The sequence below is a fragment of the Ruegeria sp. L12 genome (assembly GCF_056531745.1).
Map to the genome: position 1 here is coordinate 42,519 of NZ_JBQFMH010000007.1, position 22,005 is coordinate 64,523.

Below are 22,005 nucleotides of genomic sequence, written 5' to 3' on the forward strand. Positions count from 1 at the left end.
CCGAGTTAAACTCGGGCCGCCTCCTTCCCATTGCGGTCAGCCGTTGCTGGGGGGCAGCAGGCCGGCTTCTTGCGCAATGGCGACTTCATCCGCATCCAGCGATCCGTCCCCATTTGCATCCATGACCGAGAATGTATCCGCGTCGACTTCGGGTAAGATGACCTGCACCTCTTCGATAGTCAGAACGCCATCCCCGTTTGCATCCGCGCTGGATTGTGCCAGTGCGATAGACGGGACCGCAAATGCGATTGCCGAAAGAGCGGCCAGTTTCTGCAGTTTCATGATAGTGCCTCCTGAGTGGTGTTTTGCGTGTTTTCGTCCGGACAGTTGCAACAAACACCCTGCGCACAGGTGCTGTCACCCGCATGGGGCGATCCGGGAAGAAACGCGCCAATCTCCGCGTGTTTGGCCGAGTCGCATTCGCAAACGCCCGCTGGATAAAACTGTCAAAACCTGTTTCGGCGGTTCTTGCCCCATTGGATCAGGGTGATCCGGCAGACCTCTGCTCATTCCGTGCGAACAATCCGCAAAAAGAAAGGGGGCCGAAGCCCCCTGTCAGTTTCGCCTTCCAGGCTCATTTCGTTGACCGCCCGGTGTTTTTTTGCCTGCGGCCTGGACTGCGCATGGGACGAGCGCACCCGCCCCGTGAGAGAGTGGGAGGGAGCAAATATTCCGCCCCACCCTGTTCCCGGCCAACACGGGCATGTCGGCCGAGTGGACCAAGGCATCGATGGTAAGTCTCAGCGCCTTGCTCCGTATTCGTCGGGGTCGGTACCTGTGGCAGCTATCCGACCCCTGCACCCCGGGTTGCCGGGGCGCTAAAGTCAGCTACACCCGCTTGTCGCGCCGCAGGTGTTGCACTTCATGCAGGTGCCGTTGCGCACCAGCGTGTAGTTTCCGCATTCGCCGCAGGGATCACCCTCATATCCTTGCATCTTGGCCTTGGTGCGGGCGTCCATTCCGGTCGCGACCGCCGTTTCTGCCGGTGCCTCGAATGAGGCTGCGGTTTCCGCCATGCCGGTCACGTCAGCCTGACCGCCGTTGAAGACCATCAGGTCTTGCGGCAGACGTTTGCGCAGATAACCAGTCGAGCTGATTTGTTTCAGCACTTCCAACGACTTGGTCGCCGCGCTTTCACTGATTTCCGAGACGTTGGACAGGCCATCCTCTTCGCCGCGGCCCAGATCGTCGAAGGTTGCGCCTTCGGGTTTCACATGAGCCAGATCGGTGCGGTCCAGATAAGACACGGCCAGTTCGCGGAAGATGTAGTCCAGGATCGACGTCGCGTTCTTGATCGAGTCGTTGCCCTGCACCATCCCGGCCGGTTCGAACTTGGTGAAGGTGAAGGCGTCGACGAACTCCTCCAGCGGCACACCGTATTGCAGACCAACCGAGACCGCGATGGCAAAGTTGTTCATCATCGCCCGGAAGCCTGCGCCTTCCTTGTGCATGTCGATGAAGATCTCGCCCAGCTTGCCGTCTTCGAACTCGCCCGTCCGCAGATAGACCTTGTGGCCACCGACGATCGCCTTTTGAGTGTAACCCTTGCGACGATGCGGCAGTTTCTCGCGATGGCTGCGGATCATTTCCTTGACCACAACCTTCTCGATCACCTTCTCGGCCAGAACGACGGCTTTTTCCTGCGTCGAACCGCTTTCCAATACCTCGGCTGCTTCGTCGTCATCCTCGACCAGTGCCGCTGCCAAAGGCTGCGATAGTTTCGAACCGTCGCGGTACAGCGCGTTGGCCTTAACACCCAACGACCAGGACAGTTCATAAGCCTTTTGGCAATCCTCGATGGTCGCATCATTCGGCATGTTGATCGTCTTCGAGATCGCACCCGAGATGAAGCTCTGCGCTGCCGCCATCATGGTGATGTGGCTGTCAACCCCAAGGAAACGCTTGCCTTTCTTGCCGCACGGGTTGGCGCAGTCGAAGATCGAATAATGCTCTTCCTTCAGGTGCGGCGCGCCTTCCAGCGTCATCGTCCCGCAGACGTGGTCGTTCGCCGCGTCGATATCTGCCTTGGTAAAGCCCAGATGGCGCAGCAAGTCGAAGGTCGGGTCATTCAGCTTGGTCGCCGGGATGCCCAGAACGCCGGTGCAGAAATCCTCGCCCAGTGTCCACTGGTTGAAGACAAAGCGGATATCGAAGGCGCTTTCCAGCGCGGCATCCACCTTGGCCAGTTCGTTCGGGCCAAAGCCATGACCGGTCAGCGAGGTGTGGTTGATCCCCGGCGCGTTGCCGATGGTTCCGTGACCAACCGCGTAGCCCACGATCTCTTCGATCTGAGCCGAGGAATAGCCCAGTTTCTCAAGCGCCGACGGCACCGAGCGGTTGATGATCTTGAAGTAACCGCCACCGGCCAGCTTCTTGAACTTGACCAGCGCAAAGTCAGGCTCGATCCCGGTGGTGTCGCAATCCATCACCAGACCGATGGTGCCGGTGGGCGCGATCACAGTGGCCTGCGCGTTGCGATAGCCGTTCTGCTCACCCAGGCTCAGCGCTTCATCCCAAGCCGACATGGCCAGATCGACCAGACGCTTGTCCGGGCAATTGCCGTGGTCGAGAGGCACCGGCTTCACGGCCAGTTTCTCATATCCATTGGTCACGCCCTGCGCCGCCCGGCGGTGGTTGCGGATGACGCGCAGCATGTGGTCGGCATTGCGCTCATACCCTTTGAACGGGCCAAGCTCGCCTGCAATCTCGGCCGAAGTCGCATAGGCCACGCCGGTCATGATCGCGGTCAGCGCGCCACAGATCGCCCGGCCCTCATCCGAGTCATAGCTGTAGCCCATGTTCATCAGCAGACCGCCGATATTGGCGTATCCCAGACCCAGCGTGCGGAAGTCATAAGACAGCTGCGCGATTTCCTTCGACGGGAACTGCGCCATGGTCACCGAGATTTCCAGCGTCAGGGTCCACAGGCGCGAGGCGTGCATGTAATCCGCCGCCTGGAACTCACCATCCTTCAGGAAAGTCAGCAGGTTCATCGACGCCAGATTACAAGCCGTATCATCGAGGAACATGTATTCCGAGCACGGGTTCGATCCTCGAATTTCACCATCTTCGGGGCATGTGTGCCATTCATTGACGGTGTCGTGGAACTGGATGCCCGGATCGGCGCAGGCCCAAGCGGCGTGGCCGACTTTCTCCCACAGATCGCGCGCCTTGACGGTGCGAGCGACCTTGCCATCTGTCCGGTTGATCAGTTCCCAATCCGCATCTTTCTCAACAGCTGTCAGGAACGCGTTGGTCACGCGGATCGAGTTGTTCGAGTTCTGTCCCGAGACCGAGCTGTAAGCTTCCGAATCCCAGTCTGTGTCATAGGTCGGGAATTCGATACTGTCGTGACCCTGCCGCGCATAGTCCAGCACGCGCTTGATGTAAGTCTCAGGGATCGCAACCTTTTTGGCTTCGCGAACCGCTTTCTTCAGGCTGTCATTCTTGTTGGGATCATACGCGTCATCCGCCGCACCGTCCCAAGACCGGATGGCCTCGAAAATGCCGTTCAGCATCTTCTCGTGCATCTTCGATCCGGCAACGATCGAGGCCACCTTCTGCTCTTCGATCACTTTCCATTCGATGAATTGCTCGATGTCCGGGTGATCCGCATCGACGATCACCATCTTTGCGGCCCGACGGGTTGTCCCGCCCGATTTGATCGCGCCAGCGGCGCGGTCGCCGATCTTGAGGAAACCCATCAGACCCGAGGACTTGCCGCCACCCGACAGCGCCTCACCCTCTGCACGCAGATGGCTGAAGTTGGTCCCGGTGCCCGAGCCGTATTTGAACAGGCGCGCCTCACGCACCCACAGATCCATGATGCCGCCTTCGTTGACCAGATCATCATCGACCGACTGGATGAAGCAGGCATGCGGCTGCGGATGCTCATAGGCGGATTTCGATTTGGTCAGCTTGCCGGTCTTGTAATCGACATAATGGTGACCCTGCGCCGGACCGTCGATCCCGTAGGCCCAGTGCAGACCGGTGTTGAACCATTGCGGCGAGTTCGGCGCGGCACGCTGGGTCGCCAGCATATAGCGCATCTCGTCGAAATAAGCGCGGGCGTCTTCCTCGGTCGAGAAATAGCCGCCCTTCCAGCCCCAATAGGCCCACGCGCCAGCCAGACGATCGAATACCTGTTTCGACGAGGTCTCGCCCGTGAACTCCGCACCCTCGGCCGGGACCGAGCGCCACAGGAACTCGGGCACGTCTTTCTCTTTGACCTTCTTCAGCGAAGACGGAACACCTGCCTTGCGGAAGTATTTCTGCGCGATCACGTCGCTGGCCACCTGGCTCCACTTCGCGGGAACCTCAATCTCGTCCAGACGAAAGACGATGGTGCCGTCCGGATTGCGAATCTCAGAGGTCGCAGACACAAAATCCAGATCGGCATATGCATCCTGTCCAGGTTTGGTGAATTTTCTTTCAATCTTCATGTCCGCTGCCCCAGCTTCGCGTTGTCCAAAATTCTCGTCCCCGGCACCAAATCTTGTGTTGCGGGGTGCCGCCCGCAGTGCCGATTCTTCAGAGACGCAAAAGCCCGGGCGCTGTCCGTCACAGCGCAAAACCGCAAGTGCGGTTACACTTCAGATTGCTTTGTTATCCGTCCCTTGCCCGATGCCTGCTTCCGGTCATTACCTACCAGATTTAGTGGCTCGCGTATCGGCCCATACAATCTGACGTATACAGCCATAGTTGGTCAACGGACTTTTTCGCTCATTTTTGAAATCTTTTGGCTTGACCCTATGCGCCAGACCAGCAGGAAATCGCCGGTCCACGATTCCTCCACAGCCGTCATGTGGACATCCGTTCGATCGGCAGCCCAAGTCCCAATGTGATTTCTCGTTTTGAACGCCATAGTTACAGGCGACAGATCAAGCAGGGCCACATTAAGGACAATGTCAGAGAATCATCGTCGCAACCGCAGAAGGCATGTCATAGTCAGCGCAGAGTGATTTTCTGTACGGGATTGTTTTCAGCCATGCGCCTGCTCTTGCTGCTGCCCCTTCTGGCCCTGATCGTGTCCTGTACAGCACAAGAGACGCCGCTGCCATCACGCAGTGCGCAGTTTCCCGAATACCCGCAAAGCTTGTTCAATACCTTCAAGACGGACTGCGCCGGACCCGGCGACAGCTATATCAAGGCGGGCTCCAACAGTTTCGAATGCCGCGAGACCCTGTCGCCCGAGGCAACCGCTTATCTGATTCTCAGCTTTGACGGATACCCGCAGAAACTGCCTCAGATCGTGACCCGCCTGAGTTCGTTCAAGAACCAGCAAGGCTATCGCGTCGATGCGGAACTGTATTTTCTCGTACCGCAGAAAAACGGCACTACGCTCAGAATACCGGTTGAAAGCGAAGATCTGGATCGGGATTTTTCACGGCTTTACGCCGATTTCGGCGGCACCCCCGTGTAGAGGAAGAAGTGGTCGGGGCGGCAGGATTCGAACCTACGACCCCCTGTACCCAAAACAGGTGCGCTACCAGACTGCGCCACGCCCCGGACCGTGCGCCTTCCTAAACGCACTGATTTGATTTGAAAAGCCCTAACAGGGCCAAATTGCAGGACCTTGCGAAAAAACTTCGTGGCGCATCTGGGTTCCGGGCCGGATACCATAGCGCGCGGCCAGACCCGCGTTAATTTCCAAAACCGCAAAGACCGAATCGCCACCCTCTATCGGGGTCAGGTCGCCGGGAATGGCGCCTTCATGCACACGCGTCACCGTTCCGGCACGATCAACGAAAATCATGTCGAGCGGGATCAGAGTGTTCTTCATCCAAAACGCCACCGGCTGTGGCGGGTCGAAGATAAACAGCATCCCCGACCGGCTTGGCATGTTCTCGCGGAACATCAACCCACGCGAGCGCTCCTGTGGTGTCACGGCCAGTTCAATATCGAACCGCACCTGTGCCGTATCATTTCGCAACTCAACCCGGTCGGCACGACACTCCGCCCAAGCGGGCCCAGAGCATAGAACCGTCAGAGCCACCAGAGCTGTCGCGAGTTTCTTCATGCGTTGCTTAGCTTGTCAGTGCCGCTTCCCAAGCCAGGACCTGAGCCGCCATGCGTCCGCGCTTGCCATCGATGACCCGCATCGCCAGTGCCTCGCCCGGTTGCAAATCGGCAAGACCCGAGCGGCGCAAAACTTCGATATGCAGGAACACGTCTTCGTTGCTGCCAAACACATTGGCAAAGCCAAACCCCTTGCCCTTGTCGAACCACTTGACCCGCGCTGCCTCAAGCGGAGCACTGCCGATCACCTCGGGATCAAGCTCGGCGAAGTCGGCCAGCATCATTGTCTCGGCCCGTACCGGGGGATCCACGCTGATGACTTCGACCGCCTGAACGCCACGGTCGGTTTTGTGAGTCATGATCTCGATCCCGGCCCCATCTGCGACCGAGCTTTGACCGAAATTCCGCAAGACATTGACGTGCAACAGAATATCCGGCCCGCCTTCGTCGGACACAACAAATCCGTATCCCTTGGCGGGATCGAACCATTTTACGTGTCCTCGGACGCGGTACATGCTGTTCAGATCTTCTGGCACTGTTTTCCCATCACGAAGATTACCAAGTCGTTAAGGGTTTGTTGTTTATGGTATTGGTCCGTAATTTCAAGTTGAAAAAACCCTTTACTTACGGACTGTTGCATTTCACGACACGCGAACGTCATGGATTTAGCCTCTGCACCTGCCAGTCTGAATCGGCACTGTCACGTTTCCACTGAAACCGGTCGTGCAGACGAAAGGCCCCGTCAGCCCAAAATTCGATCTCAACAGGCGTTAATCTGTACCCGCCCCAGAACTTAGGGCGCGGCGGATTGGTTCCCAGCTTGGCGGTCAATTTTGCGACTTCAGCCATCAAAGACGCACGACTCTCAAGCGGTTGCGACTGATGCGAGGCCCACGCGCCCAGCCGACTTTTGAGCGAACGCGAGGCATAGTATTCATCTGCCTGCGGGCCGTCTTCCCGGGTGATTGTACCACGAACACGAATTTGACGCCGCAAAGATTTCCAATGCATCACAAAGGCCGCCTGCCCCTGACCATCCAATTCCTGCGCTTTGGCGCTGTGATAGTTTGTATAGAAAACAAACGCGTCTATTTCGATTTCCTTCAGCAACACCATCCGGACATTGGGCAATCCCTCAACATCCACGGTTGCCAGCGCAATCGCGTTCGGATCGTTTGATTCCGTCTTTTCTGCCTCGGCCAGCCACCGCGCCGCTATTTCAAACGGATCGGCTCCGGCAAAGATGCCACTACGCTCGTTCATTTCCATCCCCTGGAAACAATTGTCCTCGACCCTAAGGCGAGAACCCGCTGCGGGCAAGAGCGCATGGCCTTGAAGCAGACCAATCAATGGCATAAACCAACCGAACACAACGCGACGACATGCGGAGAACCGAAGATGTCAAATCAGTTGATGGCCGGAAAACGCGGCCTCATCATGGGACTGGCCAATGACAAATCAATCGCATGGGGAATCGCCCGCGCCTTGTCCGATGCCGGGGCCGAACTGGCCTTTTCCTATCAGGGGGATGCCCTGAAAAAACGCGTCGACCCTCTGGCCGCGCAACTGGGCAGTGAAATTGTCCTGCCCTGCGATGTCAGTGACGAAGAGTCGATTGACGGGCTGTTCGCAACGCTCGAACAGAAATGGGGAAAGCTGGACTTCGTCGTGCACGCCATCGGCTTTTCCGACAAGAACGAGCTGCGCGGACGTTACGTCGATACCAGCCGCGCGAATTTCAAGCTGACCATGGATGTCTCGGTCTATTCTTTCACCGCGGTCATGCAGCGAGCTGAAAAGCTGATGACCGAAGGCGGCTCTGCCGTCACCCTGACCTATTACGGTGCCGAGCAGGTGATGCCGCACTATAATGTCATGGGGGTCGCCAAGGCTGCGCTGGAAGCATCGGTGAAGTATCTGGCAGAAGATCTGGGCAAGGACGGCATTCGCGTCAACGCGATTTCGGCCGGTCCGATTAAGACGCTGGCGGCCAGCGGCATCGGCGATTTCCGCTATATCATGAAGTGGAACGAGTATAACTCGCCCCTGCGCCGCAACGTGACCATCGACGATGTGGGCAATTCGGCGCTCTATCTTCTATCCGACCTCAGCAGCGGCGTGACCGGAGAGAATCTGCACGTGGATTCGGGTTATCACATCGTTGGCATGAAGGCCGTCGACGCGCCGGATGTGGAAAAAGGATAAGAAGACATGAGCGCCAAGGACCGTCTGCCCCACGAAAAAGGCTTTCACATCAGCTGGGACCAGATTCACCGCGATTCTCGCGCGCTGGCCTGGCGGCTTGATGGGCAAGGCCCCGACGACGGCGCCTGGCGTGCCGTGGTGGCCATCACCCGCGGCGGCATGGCGCCCGCGATGATCGTCAGCCGCGAGTTGGACATTCGCACCGTCGACACCGTCAGCGTGAAATCCTATCACCATCAGGCACAGGGCGAGGCCGAAGTGCTCAAGGCCCCTAATGCCGATCTGATGGGCGACGGAACGGGTGTTCTGATCATCGACGATCTGGTCGACAGCGGTAAAACGCTGGAACTGGTGCGCGAAATGTATCCCAAAGCGCATTTTGCCACCGTCTACGCCAAACCCAAGGGCCGCCCGATGGTTGACACCTTCATCACCGAGGTCAGCCAGGACACATGGATTTTCTTCCCGTGGGACATGGCGTTGCAATATGTCGAACCCTATCGGGGAACAGACTAAACTCTGTCCTCTGTTCAAAAACATCGCAGAGCGCGAGGCAGAGCCTCGGATAAGGACGGTCATGCCATGGCTCAAACACGTACCAGTGCCACATTCCCTCCTCCGGTGATGGAGGCACGGCGCTGGCTCGAAGGTGTTGCGTTTACCGATGACCGGCCTTTGATCAATGTCAGTCAGGCCGCTCCGGTTGATCCGCCCCCGCTTGCGCTGAGGCAGGCCATGGCTGACTTCGCGGTGTCGCAGGACAGTGCACATCTCTACGGCCCGGTATTGGGCAATGATGACCTGCGGACCGAGCTTGCCGCTCAGATCAGCACCCATTACGCAGCGCCGGTCGTGGCCAATCAGGTCGCCATAACATCTGGCTGCAATCAGGCCTTCTCGGCTGTGATCTCTGCCATCACTGATCAAGGGGACGAGGTCATCCTGCCAACCCCTTGGTATTTCAATCATAAAATGTGGCTGGATATGGCTGGCGTCGCGGCTGTAGACCTACCCACAAGCGATGACCTTCTGCCTGATCCTGACAAGGCCCGCGCCCTGATCACCGACAGAACCCGCGCAATTGCGTTGGTCACGCCGAACAATCCGGGTGGTGTGGAATACCCCGCCGAACTGGTGCGCGCCTTCTATGACCTTGCGCAGGAATTCGGCCTGCATTTGCTGGTCGATGAAACCTATCGCGATTTTGACAGCCGCAGCGGCCCGCCGCATGAGCTGTTTCAGCAGGACGGCTGGGATGCCACGCTTGTCCACCTCTATTCTTTCTCGAAGGCCTACCGCCTGACCGGCCACCGCGTCGGTGCGATTGCGACCAGCCCTGCGTTGCAGGCCGAGATCGAAAAGTTCCTCGACACCGTCGCCATTTGCCCCGGTCAGATCGGCCAGTTCGCAGCGCTTTGGGGCATGCAGAACCTGTCGCAATGGGTGGCGGGTGAACGGGATGAAATCCTCGACCGCCGCGCGGCGATTGCCGAAGGGATGCCGCGCCTGTCCGACAAGGGATGGCGATTGCTTGGATTGGGCGCTTACTTTGCCTATCTCGAACATCCGTTCGACATTCCCTCGGACGAATTGGCCAAACGACTGGTGGCTGAGGCCGGGGTTCTGCTGCTGCCCGGCACCATGTTCATGCCCGCGCATGACCCTGCCGGAAAGCGGCAGGTGCGCGTTGCGTTTGCCAATCTCGACCGGGCCGGGATTGCGCAATTGTTCGACCGGTTGCAGGGCCTGTCCATCTGAGCTTGCCCCCCGGCGGTGTGCAGCGTATTCAGGGCCGCAACCGACAGGGCAGACACTTGCCGACATAATCAAGAGGGCACCATGGCCGCAGGCATAAAAAACCTATCCAAGACCTTTGTGTGGATTCTCATGGGTCTTCTGATGCTGGGCCTTGCGGGCTTTGGTGCGACCAGCCTGACGGGCACCGTGCGCACCGTGGCGCAAGTCGGGGATGAGAGTGTTTCGGTCGATGAATATTTCCGCGAGTTGCAGCGCGAAATCCGCGCTGTTGAGGCTCAGACCCGTCAGCCCCTGCAAATCTCGCAAGCGGTTGATCTGGGTCTGGACCAACGCGCCCTGTCCCGGCTGATCGCATTGGCGGCCCTGGATAATGAGGTCGGGCAGCTTGGCATTTCGATCGGCGATGAGAACCTGCAGAACGAGATCGTGCAAATCCCCGCGTTTCAGGGTGTCGATGGCACGTTCGACCGCGAAGCCTATCGCTTTCAACTGGATCAGGTCGGTATGTCGGATGCCGAGTTCGAATCAGACCTGCGCAAGGAATCTGCCCGCACCATCGTTCAGGGCGCAGTCATGAGCGGGGTCGAAATGCCCCTGACCATGACCGAGGCGCTGGCGAACTACGTGCTGGCCCGCCGCAGCTTTACTGTTGCCACCCTGTCCGCCGATGCTCTTGAAACCCCGGTCGCCGAACCGACGGATGAGCAGGTGCAGGCCTATTACGACGAAAACGGCGACCGCTTTACCCTGCCCCGCACCAAACGCCTGACCTATGCCATTCTCTCGCCCGAGATGCTGCTGGACACGGTTGAGGTGGACGAAGATTCTCTCCGCCGTCTCTACGATCAGCGCACAGATCAGTACCAGCAGCCCGAGCGTCGTCTGGTCGAACGCCTGACCTATCCCAGCGAAGAGGCCGCGACCGAGGCGCTGGCGCAGTTGGAAGTCGGCGGCGCGGATTTTGAGCAACTGGTACGGGATCGCCAACTGGAACTCAGCGACGTCGATCTGGGGGATGTGACCCGCGAAGACCTGGGTGAAGCCGCCGATGCCATCTTCGCCGCCGAGATCGACGATGTGGTAGGCCCCCTGCCGTCTACCTTTGGCCCCGCCCTGTTCCGCGTCAACGGCTCGCTGGCCGCAAACAGCGTGACTTTCGAAGAGGCCGAGCCTGAGCTGCGCGATGAACTGGCCGCCGACCGCGCGCGCCGCCAGATCGAAGCGCAGGCCGAAGACATCAACGACCTGCTTGCAGGCGGCGCGACACTGGAAGAACTGGTGGGTGAAACAGAAATGGAACTGGGTCAGATCGACTGGACTCAGCTCAGCGATGAAGGTGTCGCCGCTTATGACCGGTTCCGCGACGCTGCAGTTGCGGTACAAGACGGCGATTTCCCCGAGGTCGCGTTCCTCGAAGACGGCTCGATCTTTGCCCTGCGTCTGGATGAAGTACTGCCCGAACGTCCCGAGCCGCTAGACAGCGCCCGCCCACGGGTCGCAGGCGCCTGGGTACAGGATGAGATCGCCAAAGCTCTGCAAAATCTGGCCAACTCGATCCTGACGCAACTGGCGACCGACGGCGATTTCACCGCCACAGGCCTGCCCTTCCGCGTCGAAAACGCTTTGACCCGCACCGCGTTTCTTGAGGACGTCCCGGTGGATTTCATGGCTCAGGTCTTCGAAATGGACCCCGGTGAATTGCGCGTCATCCCCGGGAATGGCACCGCCCTGATCGTGCGGCTGGACGAAGAGCTGCCCCCGGCGGAAACCGACGAACAGCGTCAGATGCAGGATGCGCTGGCTGCACAGCTCAGTCAGGCGCTGGCGCAAAACATTTTTGACATCTATGTGCGTGACGCCCGGACGCGCGCGCGGCCCGTGCTGGATCAGCAAGCGCTGAACGCGGTACGGTCGAGCTACTAAAAGAGACTTCAGATGGCCCTGACCCCGGATTTCGACAGTTTCGCGCGCGCCTATGACGCGGGTGAAAATCAGGTCGTCTATACTCGCCTTGCTGCTGACCTGGACACTCCGGTTTCGCTGATGCTCAAGCTGACGGGGGCGCAGAAAGACGCCTTCATGCTCGAATCGGTGACCGGGGGTGAGGTGCGCGGGCGCTACTCGATCATCGGTATGAAACCCGATCTGGTCTGGCGCTGTCACGGCGAGGCTTCGGCCCTGAACCGCTCTGCCCGGTTCGACCCCGAGGCGTTCGAGCCGCAGGACGGTAACCCGATGGACAACCTGCGCGATCTGCTAGCCGAAAGCCGCATCGCGCTGCCGGATGACCTGCCGCAGGCGGCCGCCGGGCTGTTCGGGTATCTGGGCTATGACATGGTGCGGCTGGTGGAGTACCTGCCGGATGTGAACCCTGACCCACTGGGCCTGCCTGATGCGATCATGCTGCGCCCGTCGGTCATCGCGGTGCTGGATGGCGTCAAGGGCGAGGTCACCGTGGTATCGCCCGCATGGGTGAGCGAGGGCCAGACCGCCAAAGCCGCCTATGCGCAAGCGGCCGAGCGTGTGATGGATGCCGTGCGCGATCTGGAACGCGCCATGCCTGCCGAAACCCGCGATCTGGGCGACGCGATCGAGGTTGGGCCGCCGGTGTCGAACTTCACCAAATCCGGCTATATGGAGGCCGTCGAGAAGGCCAAGGAATACATACGCGCGGGCGATATCTTTCAGGTCGTCCCGGCGCAACGCTGGACACAGGATTTCCCGCAGCCACCCTTTGCACTGTACCGGTCCTTGCGGCGCACGAATCCGTCGCCCTTCATGTTCTATTTCAACTTCGGCGGCTTTCAGGTTGTGGGCGCGAGCCCCGAAATCCTTGTGCGTGTCTTCGGGAACGAGGTCACCATCCGCCCCATCGCGGGCACCCGCCCGCGCGGCGCAACGCCCGAAGAGGACAAGGCTAACGAGGTCGACTTGCTGGCCGACAAGAAAGAACTGGCCGAGCATCTGATGCTGCTGGATCTTGGCCGCAACGATACCGGTCGTGTCGCCAAGATCGGCACCGTGCGTCCCACCGAAGAGTTCATTATCGAACGCTACAGCCACGTGATGCACATCGTGTCGAACGTGGTCGGCGAACTGGCCGAAGACAAGGACGCGCTGGATGCGTTCTTTGCCGGGATGCCTGCAGGCACCGTCTCAGGCGCGCCCAAGGTACGCGCGATGGAGATTATCGACGAATTAGAACCCGAAAAACGCGGTGTCTATGGCGGTGGCGTCGGGTATTTCAGCGCCGGTGGCGACATGGATATGTGCATCGCGTTGCGCACAGCTATCGTGAAGGACCAGAAGCTATACATTCAGGCGGGCGGCGGCGTTGTCTATGACAGCGACCCCGAGGCAGAATATATGGAGACCGTCCACAAATCCAACGCGATCCGCCGGGCGGCGGCGGATGCGGCGCGCTTTACCGGAAACGGGAACAGCTAAGGGGGCGGCAGCAGATCACTGCTGCCGTCTCGTCCTTACGACCCGGAATCGTCTTCCTGAACCTCTTTCATCATGACGGCAGAGATCGGGGCCATTGCCACCCGGCTGCCGCGATCTTCAAGCCCCCACAACAACAGCGCCGATATGGTTTCGGGGCGCAGGCGGCCCATCATCACCACGGCACCCTCCTGCCCGGCACGGAACGCTGCCTGATCCAGGAAACGCCGCATGATCATGGGGTCCTGATTGGCCCCGTCGAAATCCCGGAACACAACGCTGGACGGCACACCGTTACGCGCGGCCAGCTTCTGCACCGTGTTCAGGCCATTGTCCTGCGTCACCAGTCCGCGCCCGGTATCCCCGGCAATCGCTGCGATCTGATCGGCCAGCTTGCGGTTACCTTGTATGCCCGAGCCCACGCCTTCAAGAATACCAACCGTATGGGGCAACTCCTCCAGCCAGACGGACAGGGAAACCTCGGCATCCTGCGCGTTCGAGGCTTCGTGCATATCGATCAGGGCCAGCACCTCAAACCCGGCCTCGCGATGGCGGGCCATTTTCTCGGCGGCATCGGGGTCAGTCGGGCTGATGGCAAAGCTGAGCGGATATGGGAAATCCTGCAGCGCCTCGGCCCCGAAGGCCCCTTCATCATCGATCAGAATGATCGACATCAACGGCTTGGCATCGGGATTCTCAAAACTGGCCGCGTGCTCCTCGATCGGTTTCCGGGCGGTCTCAACCGCTTCTTCCGTTGTCTCGGCAGGCGGGTCGTCGCGATCGGTCAACGGCACAACGCGCTTGCCGGCTAGCGTACCGGCGTTGACCGGCCCATCTCCTCCGATCTGAGGCAGTGTGCGTACCCGGGGCTTAGAGACCGGACGTGTGTCCTCCTCTCCCTCTACCGCGATGGGATTGTCCTGAGGAGTTTCCGGCTCCGCGCTCTCAGGGGTCTCTGACACCTCTGGCTGCAAGGCTGCGATCTGAGGTTCTTCTTCTGGCTCTTCCTCAACCACTTCTGGTTCAGGGGTCACCTCGGGTTCGGGCGCAGGCGGAGCTTCTGCGATGACCTCTGGTGCGGTCTCCGACTCGGGCAAGGCGGGCAGCTCTGCGGGTGCCTGCGGTGCGGTTGGCGCATCAGTCTGCACCGTCACTGTGGTGGTCGAAACCACTGCGGGGGCTTCAGAATCGGACTGAACCTCGGGCACCGTCGGAGGCTGCTCCGGTTGCAATTCGATCCCTGTCAACGCATCCAGCGAATCTGACCCGGCCTTTGGGCTGTCCGGTCCCGAAGGCGGCAACTCAACCAGATCCGCGTCCACACCGGTGTCTTCAACCTTAACAGCCTGTGCAGGTTCAGGGGCCGCGGCCACTTCCGGTGCCTCGGCTGTCACTTCCGGTTTGCGTGACAAAGGCGTTGTCAGCGACAAGACGACACCCAAAGCCAGCACAGACACCGCCCCGGCGCTCAGTCCACCGTAAAATCCGCCCATCGAAATCTCGCCTCTCGCGTTGTTTCGTGCCTCAACCGCCCCTGCGCCATCTTCTGCGGCGCTCACCTGCAGGCCGCCAAGTTGGGTATGTCCTCTTGACGCTGCCGCACAAGCCTGAGCATGTATGTTCCGACATCATACCGTGGCTAAGGGTTGCATCGCCAGCCTGAAATGCCCTTAGGAAGATAAGTGCCCAAATGCTGCTGCTGATCGACAACTATGACTCGTTTACCTACAACCTCGTTCACTATCTGGGTGAGCTTGGGGCCGAGATGGTCGTGCGCCGCAATGACGCGCTGGATGTGCAGGAAGCGATGGCGATGAACCCGGCGGGAATCCTGCTCAGTCCCGGCCCCTGCGACCCGGATCAGGCAGGCATCTGCCTGGCCCTGACCGAGGCCGCTGCCGAGACTCAGACGCCGCTGATGGGAGTTTGCCTTGGCCATCAGACCATCGGTCAGGCCTTTGGCGGCAAGGTCGTGCGTTGCCATGAAATCGTGCATGGCAAGATGGGCACGATGAAACACATCGGAAAAGGCGTGTTCGCCGGTTTACCCTCGCCGTTCGAGGCCACCCGCTATCATTCGCTGGTTGTCGAGCGTGAAAGCCTGCCCGATTGTCTTGAGATTACGGCAGAGCTGGAAGATGGCACCATCATGGGCCTGCAGCACAAAGAACTGCCGATCCACGGTGTTCAGTTCCACCCGGAATCCATCGCCTCCGAACATGGGCATGCCCTGCTCAAGAATTTCCTGAATGAAATGAAAGTCCCCGCATGAGCGACGCTCTGAAACCGCTGATCGGTGCTGCGGCCGATCGACCTCTGACCCGTGCCGAGGCTGAAGAGGCCTTTGGTATCCTGTTTGACGGTGCCGCGACACCCAGCCAGATCGGCGGACTGCTGATGGCCATGCGCACGCGGGGCGAGACGGTGGATGAATACGCCGCCGCCGCCGCTGTGATGCGCGCAAAGTGTAATGCAGTGAAGGCCCCGGCAGGTGCGATGGATATCGTCGGCACCGGTGGCGACGGCAAGGGCACCCTGAACATCTCGACCGCGACGGCCTTTGTGACGGCAGGCGCCGGGGTAACGGTTGCCAAGCACGGAAACCGGAACCTGAGTTCGAAATCCGGCGCGGCAGATGCGCTTGGCCAGTTGGGTATCAACGTGATGGTCGGGCCGGAAGTGGTTGAAAAGGCGCTGCAAGAGGTCGGCATCGGTTTTATGATGGCCCCGATGCATCACCCGGCGGTTGCCCATGTCATGCCCTCGCGGCAAGAGCTTGGGACGCGCACGATTTTTAACATTCTGGGCCCGCTCACCAATCCGGCTGGCGTGAAACGCCAACTGACCGGCGCTTTCAGCCGCGATCTGATCCGCCCGATGGCCGAAACACTGGGCCTGCTGGGCGCGGAACACGCCTGGCTGGTGCATGGATCGGATGGCACTGATGAACTGACGATCACCGGCATCAGCTGGGTCGCCTCAGTCGAAGATGGTGTTGTAAAAGAGGTCGAGATTCACCCCGAAGACGCAGGGCTGCCGGTGCATCCGTTCGAGGCCATAATCGGTGGTACACCCGAAGAAAACGCAGTGGCATTCCGCGCCTTGCTGGATGGACAACCCTCGGCCTACCGTGACGCGGTGCTACTGAACTCTGCCGCCGCCCTTGTCGTCGCCGATGCAGCCAGCGATCTGCGTGAAGGCGTCGCCATGGCGCGCGACAGCATCGACAGCGGCAAGGCCCGTGAAAAGATCAACGCGCTGGCACGCATTACACAGGAAGCCGCATGACCGAGACCGTTCTGGACAGGATCAAAGCCTACAAACTGGAAGAAGTCGCATCAGACAAGGCCCACAAGTCTCTGGAAACATTGGAATCCGAGGCCCGGAATGCACCGGAAGTGCGCGGGTTCGCCAATGCTCTGCACGACGCCACGCGCAACGGTTATGGCCTGATCGCCGAGGTGAAGAAGGCAAGCCCCTCCAAAGGTTTGATCCGCGCCGATTTCAACCCGCCCGCTTTGGCACAGGCCTATGAAGAAGGCGGCGCAGCCTGTCTGTCGGTTCTGACCGATACACCCAGTTTTCAGGGCGCAAAAGAGTTTCTGACCGAAGCGCGCGCAGCCTGTTCGCTGCCCGCGTTGCGCAAGGACTTCATGTATGACCCCTATCAGGTGGTCGAGGCGCGTGCGTTGGGTGCGGACTGTATTCTGATCATCATGGCGTCGGTCGAGGATGCACAGGCAGCAGAGCTTGAGCAAACCGCCTTTGACTGGGGTATGGACGTGCTGATCGAGGTCCATGATGCCGATGAACTTGAGCGGGCGACGCAGCTCAAAAGCCCGCTGATCGGGATAAACAACCGCAATCTCAAGACCTTCGAGACCACTCTTGATACAACACGTCATCTGTCGAAATTGGTTCCCGCAGATCGCACCATCGTATGCGAAAGCGGTCTGAGCACCCCTGCCGATCTGGCCGATATCGCCCGCTATGGTGCGCGGTGCTTCCTGATCGGCGAAAGCCTGATGCGACAGGACGATGTGGCACACGCCACCCGAACCCTGCTGGCAAACCCGCTTATCCCCGGAGTGATGTGATGCCGCTGACTCATTTCGATGCCCAGGGTCAGGCGCATATGGTCGATGTCTCGGACAAGGCCGTCACCGACCGGGTGGCGGTCGCGGCGGGTCACATCAAGATGGCGCGGGAAACTTTTGATCTTATTTCAGAAGGTCGCGCCAAGAAGGGTGACGTTCTTGGCGTGGCGCGACTTGCAGGGATCATGGGCGCGAAGAAAACACCCGATCTGATCCCGCTCTGCCATCCGCTGCCGGTCACCAAAGTGGCGGTGGAATTGACACTGGACCCGGATCTGCCGGGTGTTCGGATTGAAGCAACTGTCAAAACCTCGGGCCAGACCGGGGTTGAGATGGAGGCGCTGACCGCTGTGTCTACCGCCGCCCTGACCGTGTATGACATGACCAAGGCCGTGGATAAGGCCATGGAGATCGGCGGCATTCGCGTTCTCCTGAAAGATGGCGGAAAATCAGGGCGTTACGAAGCGACATGATCTCAGTCGAAGACGCCCGCGCCCTTCTGTTCGGTCTGGTTTCGCCGTTGCCCGCTGAAACTGTTCCTCTGATCGAAGCCGCTGGACGTGTTCTGACGCAGGACGTCTCGGCCACGCGCGACCAACCGCCCTTTGCTGCCTCGTCTATGGATGGCTATGCGGTCAAGGCAGCCGAAGTCGAGCTGCATGCCATGTTCAAACTGGTTGGCGAAGCGGCCGCAGGCAGGCGTTTCGATGGTACTGTCGGGCCGGGTCAGGCTGTCCGCATCTTCACCGGCGCGCCCGTGCCTGAAGGCGCTGATTTTGTCGTCATACAGGAAGATGTCGACCGGCGCGGTGATCTGATCACCATTGCCGATACGCCCGGCCCCAAACCCAACATTCGCCCGGCTGGTGTGGATTTTTCTGTTGGCGCGCAAATCACAGCGCCACGACAGCTCCGCCCCGAAGATGTTGCGTTGATGGCGGCGATGAACATCGCCTCGGTCCCGGTGGCGCGGAAACCTGTGGTGGCGCTGATCTCGACCGGAGATGAACTGGTGATGCCCGGAGAAGACCCGGGCCCTGACCAGATTATTGCCTCAAACACCTTTGGTCTCAAGGCGTTACTGGAAGAAGCTGGCGCGCAGGTGCGGGTGCTTCCCATCGCGCAGGACACCGTCGCCTCGCTGCAAACGGCCTTTGGTCTGGCGCATGGCGCGGATCTGGTTGTGACAATCGGCGGTGCTTCGGTCGGAGAATACGATCTGGTTGCGGATGTGTCCGAGGCATTGGGGATGGAGCGGTCATTCTACAAAATCCGCATGCGACCCGGTAAGCCGCTGATGGCAGGTCGTCTGGGGGATGCAGCGATGGTCGGTCTGCCGGGAAATCCCGTCAGTGCCATGGTCTGCGGCTATCTGTTCCTGATCCCGATGGTGCGCCACATGTTGGGGATCGAACAGGTTCTGAACCCGTTCCAATCTGCCCGCCTCTCCGCGCCGCTGACCAAGAACGGCCCGCGCGAACACTATATGCGGGCGGTTCTGGATGACACCGGCATTCGCGCCTGTGACGATCAGGACAGCTCGCTTCTGAGTGTTCTGGCGCAGGCCAATGCCCTGCTGGTGCGACAACCGCATGATCCCGCGCGCGATGCAGGGGATGAGGTCCATTACCTGCCAATCCAGCAAATCCGTTGACACAAAACGTGAACATGCGTAGAACAAAAGAAAACGCATGAGCGATGAGGTGCGAGCGATGCTGACCAAGAAACAATTGGATTTGCTGGAATTCATCCATAAACGCGTTCAGGCGGACGGTGTTCCGCCCAGTTTTGATGAGATGAAGGCCGCGCTGGATTTGCGGTCGAAGTCCGGGATTCACCGGCTTATCACCGCACTCGAGGAACGCGGATTTATCCGTCGCCTCGCCCACCGGGCGCGTGCGATTGAGATTGTGAAACTGCCAGAAAGCCTGGGTGGAGAGCCGACTGCAGCCTTCAAACCCCGCGTGATCGAAGGCGACCGCCCCGAAGGCCCGCGCCCGGCCAATTTTGAACCGGTCACGGTGGATGCGATGGAACTGCCGGTCATGGGCCGCATCGCTGCCGGTGTGCCGATTGAAGCGATCAGCCATGTCTCGCACCGGGTTGCGGTGCCGGGCACGATGATTTCCGGCAAGGGTGAACACTATGCGCTTGAAGTGCGCGGGGATTCGATGATCGACGCGGGCATCAACGATGGCGATGTGGTGGTGATCCGGGAAACTTCGGCCGCAGACAATGGCGATATCGTGGTGGCCTTGGTCGAGGATCAGGAAGCGACCTTGAAACGCTTCTTCCGCCGGGGTCACGCCATTGCGCTTGAGGCTGCAAACCCGGCTTATGAGACACGCGTATTGCCCGAGGACAAGGTCAAGGTGCAGGGCCGGCTGGTCGGTCTGATCCGCAGCTACTGACGAAGATTGGGCGACCACAACCGGTCGCCCGTAACCTCGGCGCTGCTCAGCAGCCGACCGTTCAAAAACGCCAGGCTGCCGGTGACACCAAGCTTGTCCAGATCATAGACAACGCAGTCGCCACTAAGGTCCAGCGCAACCGGAGCAATGACGATCTGCCCGCGCCCGCATTCTTCAAACGCAAGCGCGGCGCGTTTTCCGGTGAGGTGAACCAGCTCTTTGTCTCCGATCAGGTACCGCTGCACGCCGCGCGAGGCATTTGGCCAGCGCCCTGCCGCTTTCGGCTGATCGGCAGAATCACCATCATTCTCCAACCAGACCGACGCCACAAAGCCGCCGCCCTTCTCTTTGCTCAGGGCGCGACCCTGTTCGGTCATCACGCCGACGAGCCCTCCGGTCTGGGCGATCAGGGCCTCGGGCCGATGCCCCTGCCCCCACATCGCCAATGCGACGCAAACCGGCGCAACACCCAGCCACCGCGCACGGCCTTGCCAGAGGATGAGCCATAGTAGCGACACAGCCAGAACCGGCAGCACCAGAACCGGTGGGCTGGCAATATGGCTTTGTGCTCCGTCCAGGTCCGAGACCCACTCAGCTACCCAAAGGATCCATCGCAATCCCAGCCCCATGGCCTGAAGCGGCAGAGCTTCCAACCCGAAGGGTGCCAAAAGCGCCGCGACAACTGCCGCCGGAACAACCAGCGTTCCCATGACCGGCACCGACAGAAGGTTTGCCAACAGGCCGTAATGGGACAGTGAATTGAAGTGAGCGGCTCCAATCGGGGACGTCGCTAACCCGGCCACACCGGACGAAATCAACAACGCCCAGACCAGTCCCAGCCATTTAGGCCCGGGAAGCGGACCATGGTCACGCAACGCGCCGAACACTGCCACAAGCGCCGCAGTGGCCGCGAAAGACATCTGGAATCCCGGCCCCAGAAGAGTTTCTGGCCGCAGCGCCAAAACGATCAGCGCGGCCACGGCGACCGCCCTCAACGAAATTGCGCGCCGGTCCAGCAGCACTGCGCCCAACATGACGCAGACCATCACGAAGGCACGCTCGGTCGCGACATTGCCGCCGGATAAAAACAGATAGATGGCTGCGGCGCACAAGGCACAAATCGCCGAAAGTTTGCGGACAGGCAATCGCAAGGCAATGGTGGGAACGCAGGAAAGCCCCATCCGACAGGCAACAAACACAAACCCTGTCAGCAACCCCATATGCAGCCCGGAAATCGCCAGCAGATGTGCCAGATTCGAAGCGCGCAGCCTATCCAGCGAAGCCTGCCCCATTCCGCTGCGGTCCCCGGTGGTGACAGCGGCTGCAAATCCACCAACCTCACCGGGCAGCACCCGGCGCACATGATCCGATATCGCCATGCGCCATGCGGTGATCCGAACGCCTTCTACACCCTGATTGGCGGGTGCGATTGTCAGAACCGGAACGCGGGTATAGCCAACGGCACCCAGCCTCTGAAACCAAGCGTGACGGCGGAAATCGAAGCCCCCGGGTTCGACCGGGCCTTGTGGTGGCGACAGATGCGCCGTGGTCATCACCCTTTGCCCCGGCGACAGATGCGCCGGATCGCCAAGCAAGGATAGCCGAACGCGCCGGGGCCTCTGATCCGCAGGAACGTCCCCGATCCGCACCTGATCCAGAGTGACCCTCGGCGCGTCCGACGCAGAGCGGTCCAGCGCCACGACCCTCCCCTCAACCGGGCCATAGTAGCGCCATTGCAGAACCGGCTCTGCAACGGTGTGTGCCCGCGCCCCCGCAAGCAGGAAACCTGCCGCCACAAGAGCAACACCAATAAGCAACGGCGACCAAGCCGCCTGCATCCACCGAGCGGTTGCCGTGCAAACCAGCACCAGAACCGCCAGCCCGGCATAAAGCCCGGCATCCGGTTCGAACCGCAGGCTGAAATACCAGCCGATCCCAACCGCCAGACAGACCGGAGCCCACGGAAACAGATACCCGCGCTGGGTCAGTAACGCGGCCTCGGCCGGTGCCAGAACACGCATGGTTGCCCCCGTCCTTCGGGCTGGGTAGATAGGCGCCAAACTATGCCCGCT

19 protein-coding genes and 1 tRNA gene are annotated in these 22,005 nt (G+C 60.1%); 12 read left to right on the forward strand and 8 right to left on the reverse strand.

The annotated features are described in order from the left end of the window. Window positions 1-36 precede the first annotated feature (36 nt). Together ACR0K9_RS12360 and ACR0K9_RS12365 are read right to left on the reverse strand one after the other, a co-directional pair. The gene (locus tag ACR0K9_RS12360) at window positions 37-282 is read right to left on the reverse strand and encodes an EF-hand domain-containing protein (RefSeq protein ID WP_480823598.1); all 246 of its coding nucleotides are present in this window, start codon (window positions 280-282) and stop codon (window positions 37-39) included. Window positions 283-824: 542 nt separating this feature from the next. Next, window positions 825-4,442, reverse strand: a complete 3,618-nt coding sequence (locus tag ACR0K9_RS12365) for a vitamin B12-dependent ribonucleotide reductase (protein ID WP_480823600.1) — start codon at window positions 4,440-4,442, stop codon at window positions 825-827. A 545-nt stretch (window positions 4,443-4,987) separates the two neighbouring features. Here ACR0K9_RS12365 and ACR0K9_RS12370 point away from each other — a divergent pair. Then, window positions 4,988-5,422, forward strand: coding sequence for a hypothetical protein (locus tag ACR0K9_RS12370; protein ID WP_480823602.1), 435 nt, complete (start codon window positions 4,988-4,990; stop codon window positions 5,420-5,422). Window positions 5,423-5,431: 9 nt separating this feature from the next. On the opposite strand, the gene ACR0K9_RS12375 is transcribed toward ACR0K9_RS12370, so the two are convergent. The 4 genes from ACR0K9_RS12375 to pdxH all read right to left on the reverse strand — a co-directional run bounded on the left by ACR0K9_RS12375 (window position 5,432) and on the right by pdxH (window position 7,281). Beyond that, window positions 5,432-5,508 (reverse strand) — tRNA-Pro (locus ACR0K9_RS12375). 43 nt (window positions 5,509-5,551) lie between these two features. Further along, window positions 5,552-6,019 (reverse strand): DUF192 domain-containing protein, encoded by a 468-nt coding sequence (locus ACR0K9_RS12380; protein WP_480532256.1) that lies wholly within the window; start codon window positions 6,017-6,019, stop codon window positions 5,552-5,554. Window positions 6,020-6,026: 7 nt separating this feature from the next. Then, entirely contained in the window at window positions 6,027-6,554 is a 528-nt protein-coding gene (locus tag ACR0K9_RS12385) for a cold-shock protein (protein WP_480532254.1), read from the reverse strand. A gap of 121 nt (window positions 6,555-6,675) precedes the next feature. After that, a complete protein-coding gene (gene pdxH, locus ACR0K9_RS12390) occupies window positions 6,676-7,281 on the reverse strand; it encodes a pyridoxamine 5'-phosphate oxidase (protein ID WP_480823604.1) in 606 nt (201 codons plus the stop codon). 135 nt (window positions 7,282-7,416) lie between these two features. Between pdxH and fabI the strand changes: the two genes are divergently transcribed. From fabI to trpE, 5 genes are all read left to right on the forward strand, one after another. After that, window positions 7,417-8,223 (forward strand): enoyl-ACP reductase FabI, encoded by an 807-nt coding sequence (gene fabI, locus ACR0K9_RS12395; RefSeq protein ID WP_480823606.1) that lies wholly within the window; start codon window positions 7,417-7,419, stop codon window positions 8,221-8,223. Window positions 8,224-8,229: 6 nt separating this feature from the next. Next, complete coding sequence (gene gpt, locus ACR0K9_RS12400; RefSeq protein ID WP_480823608.1) at window positions 8,230-8,739, forward strand: xanthine phosphoribosyltransferase; 510 nt, start codon at window positions 8,230-8,232, stop codon at window positions 8,737-8,739. A 66-nt stretch (window positions 8,740-8,805) separates the two neighbouring features. Beyond that, window positions 8,806-9,981: an aminotransferase gene (locus ACR0K9_RS12405; RefSeq protein ID WP_480823610.1), complete on the forward strand. Its 1,176-nt coding sequence runs from the start codon at window positions 8,806-8,808 to the stop codon at window positions 9,979-9,981. Between the two features lie 81 nt (window positions 9,982-10,062). Beyond that, window positions 10,063-11,904, forward strand: coding sequence for a peptidyl-prolyl cis-trans isomerase (locus ACR0K9_RS12410; RefSeq protein ID WP_480823612.1), 1,842 nt, complete (start codon window positions 10,063-10,065; stop codon window positions 11,902-11,904). 12 nt (window positions 11,905-11,916) lie between these two features. Next, window positions 11,917-13,428: an anthranilate synthase component I gene (trpE, locus tag ACR0K9_RS12415; protein ID WP_480823613.1), complete on the forward strand. Its 1,512-nt coding sequence runs from the start codon at window positions 11,917-11,919 to the stop codon at window positions 13,426-13,428. A gap of 35 nt (window positions 13,429-13,463) precedes the next feature. Here trpE and ACR0K9_RS12420 read toward each other — a convergent pair whose 3' ends face one another. After that, the gene (locus ACR0K9_RS12420) at window positions 13,464-14,984 is read right to left on the reverse strand and encodes a divergent polysaccharide deacetylase family protein (protein WP_480823615.1); all 1,521 of its coding nucleotides are present in this window, start codon (window positions 14,982-14,984) and stop codon (window positions 13,464-13,466) included. A 131-nt stretch (window positions 14,985-15,115) separates the two neighbouring features. Between ACR0K9_RS12420 and ACR0K9_RS12425 the strand changes: the two genes are divergently transcribed. The 6 genes from ACR0K9_RS12425 to lexA are packed head-to-tail and all read left to right on the forward strand — an operon-like array spanning window position 15,116 to window position 19,933. After that, window positions 15,116-15,697, forward strand: coding sequence for an anthranilate synthase component II (locus ACR0K9_RS12425; protein WP_480823617.1), 582 nt, complete (start codon window positions 15,116-15,118; stop codon window positions 15,695-15,697). Further along, complete coding sequence (gene trpD, locus ACR0K9_RS12430) at window positions 15,694-16,713, forward strand: anthranilate phosphoribosyltransferase (RefSeq protein ID WP_480823619.1); 1,020 nt, start codon at window positions 15,694-15,696, stop codon at window positions 16,711-16,713. Before ACR0K9_RS12425 ends, trpD begins: the two co-directional genes overlap by 4 nt. Beyond that, window positions 16,710-17,522, forward strand: coding sequence for an indole-3-glycerol phosphate synthase TrpC (gene trpC, locus ACR0K9_RS12435; RefSeq protein ID WP_480823621.1), 813 nt, complete (start codon window positions 16,710-16,712; stop codon window positions 17,520-17,522). The genes trpD and trpC overlap by 4 nt, the downstream gene beginning before the upstream one ends. Continuing rightward, window positions 17,522-17,995, forward strand: coding sequence for a cyclic pyranopterin monophosphate synthase MoaC (gene moaC / locus ACR0K9_RS12440; RefSeq protein ID WP_480823623.1), 474 nt, complete (start codon window positions 17,522-17,524; stop codon window positions 17,993-17,995). The genes trpC and moaC overlap by 1 nt, the downstream gene beginning before the upstream one ends. Next, window positions 17,992-19,176: a molybdopterin molybdotransferase MoeA gene (locus tag ACR0K9_RS12445; protein ID WP_480823625.1), complete on the forward strand. Its 1,185-nt coding sequence runs from the start codon at window positions 17,992-17,994 to the stop codon at window positions 19,174-19,176. Before moaC ends, ACR0K9_RS12445 begins: the two co-directional genes overlap by 4 nt. Window positions 19,177-19,234: 58 nt before the next feature. Beyond that, on the forward strand, window positions 19,235-19,933 hold the full coding sequence (gene lexA / locus ACR0K9_RS12450; protein ID WP_480532363.1) for a transcriptional repressor LexA: 699 nt from the start codon (window positions 19,235-19,237) through the stop codon (window positions 19,931-19,933). On the opposite strand, the gene ACR0K9_RS12455 is transcribed toward lexA, so the two are convergent. Next, the gene (locus ACR0K9_RS12455; RefSeq protein ID WP_480823627.1) at window positions 19,927-21,954 is read right to left on the reverse strand and encodes a ComEC/Rec2 family competence protein; all 2,028 of its coding nucleotides are present in this window, start codon (window positions 21,952-21,954) and stop codon (window positions 19,927-19,929) included. The genes lexA and ACR0K9_RS12455 overlap by 7 nt on opposite strands. Window positions 21,955-22,005: the final 51 nt, after the last annotated feature.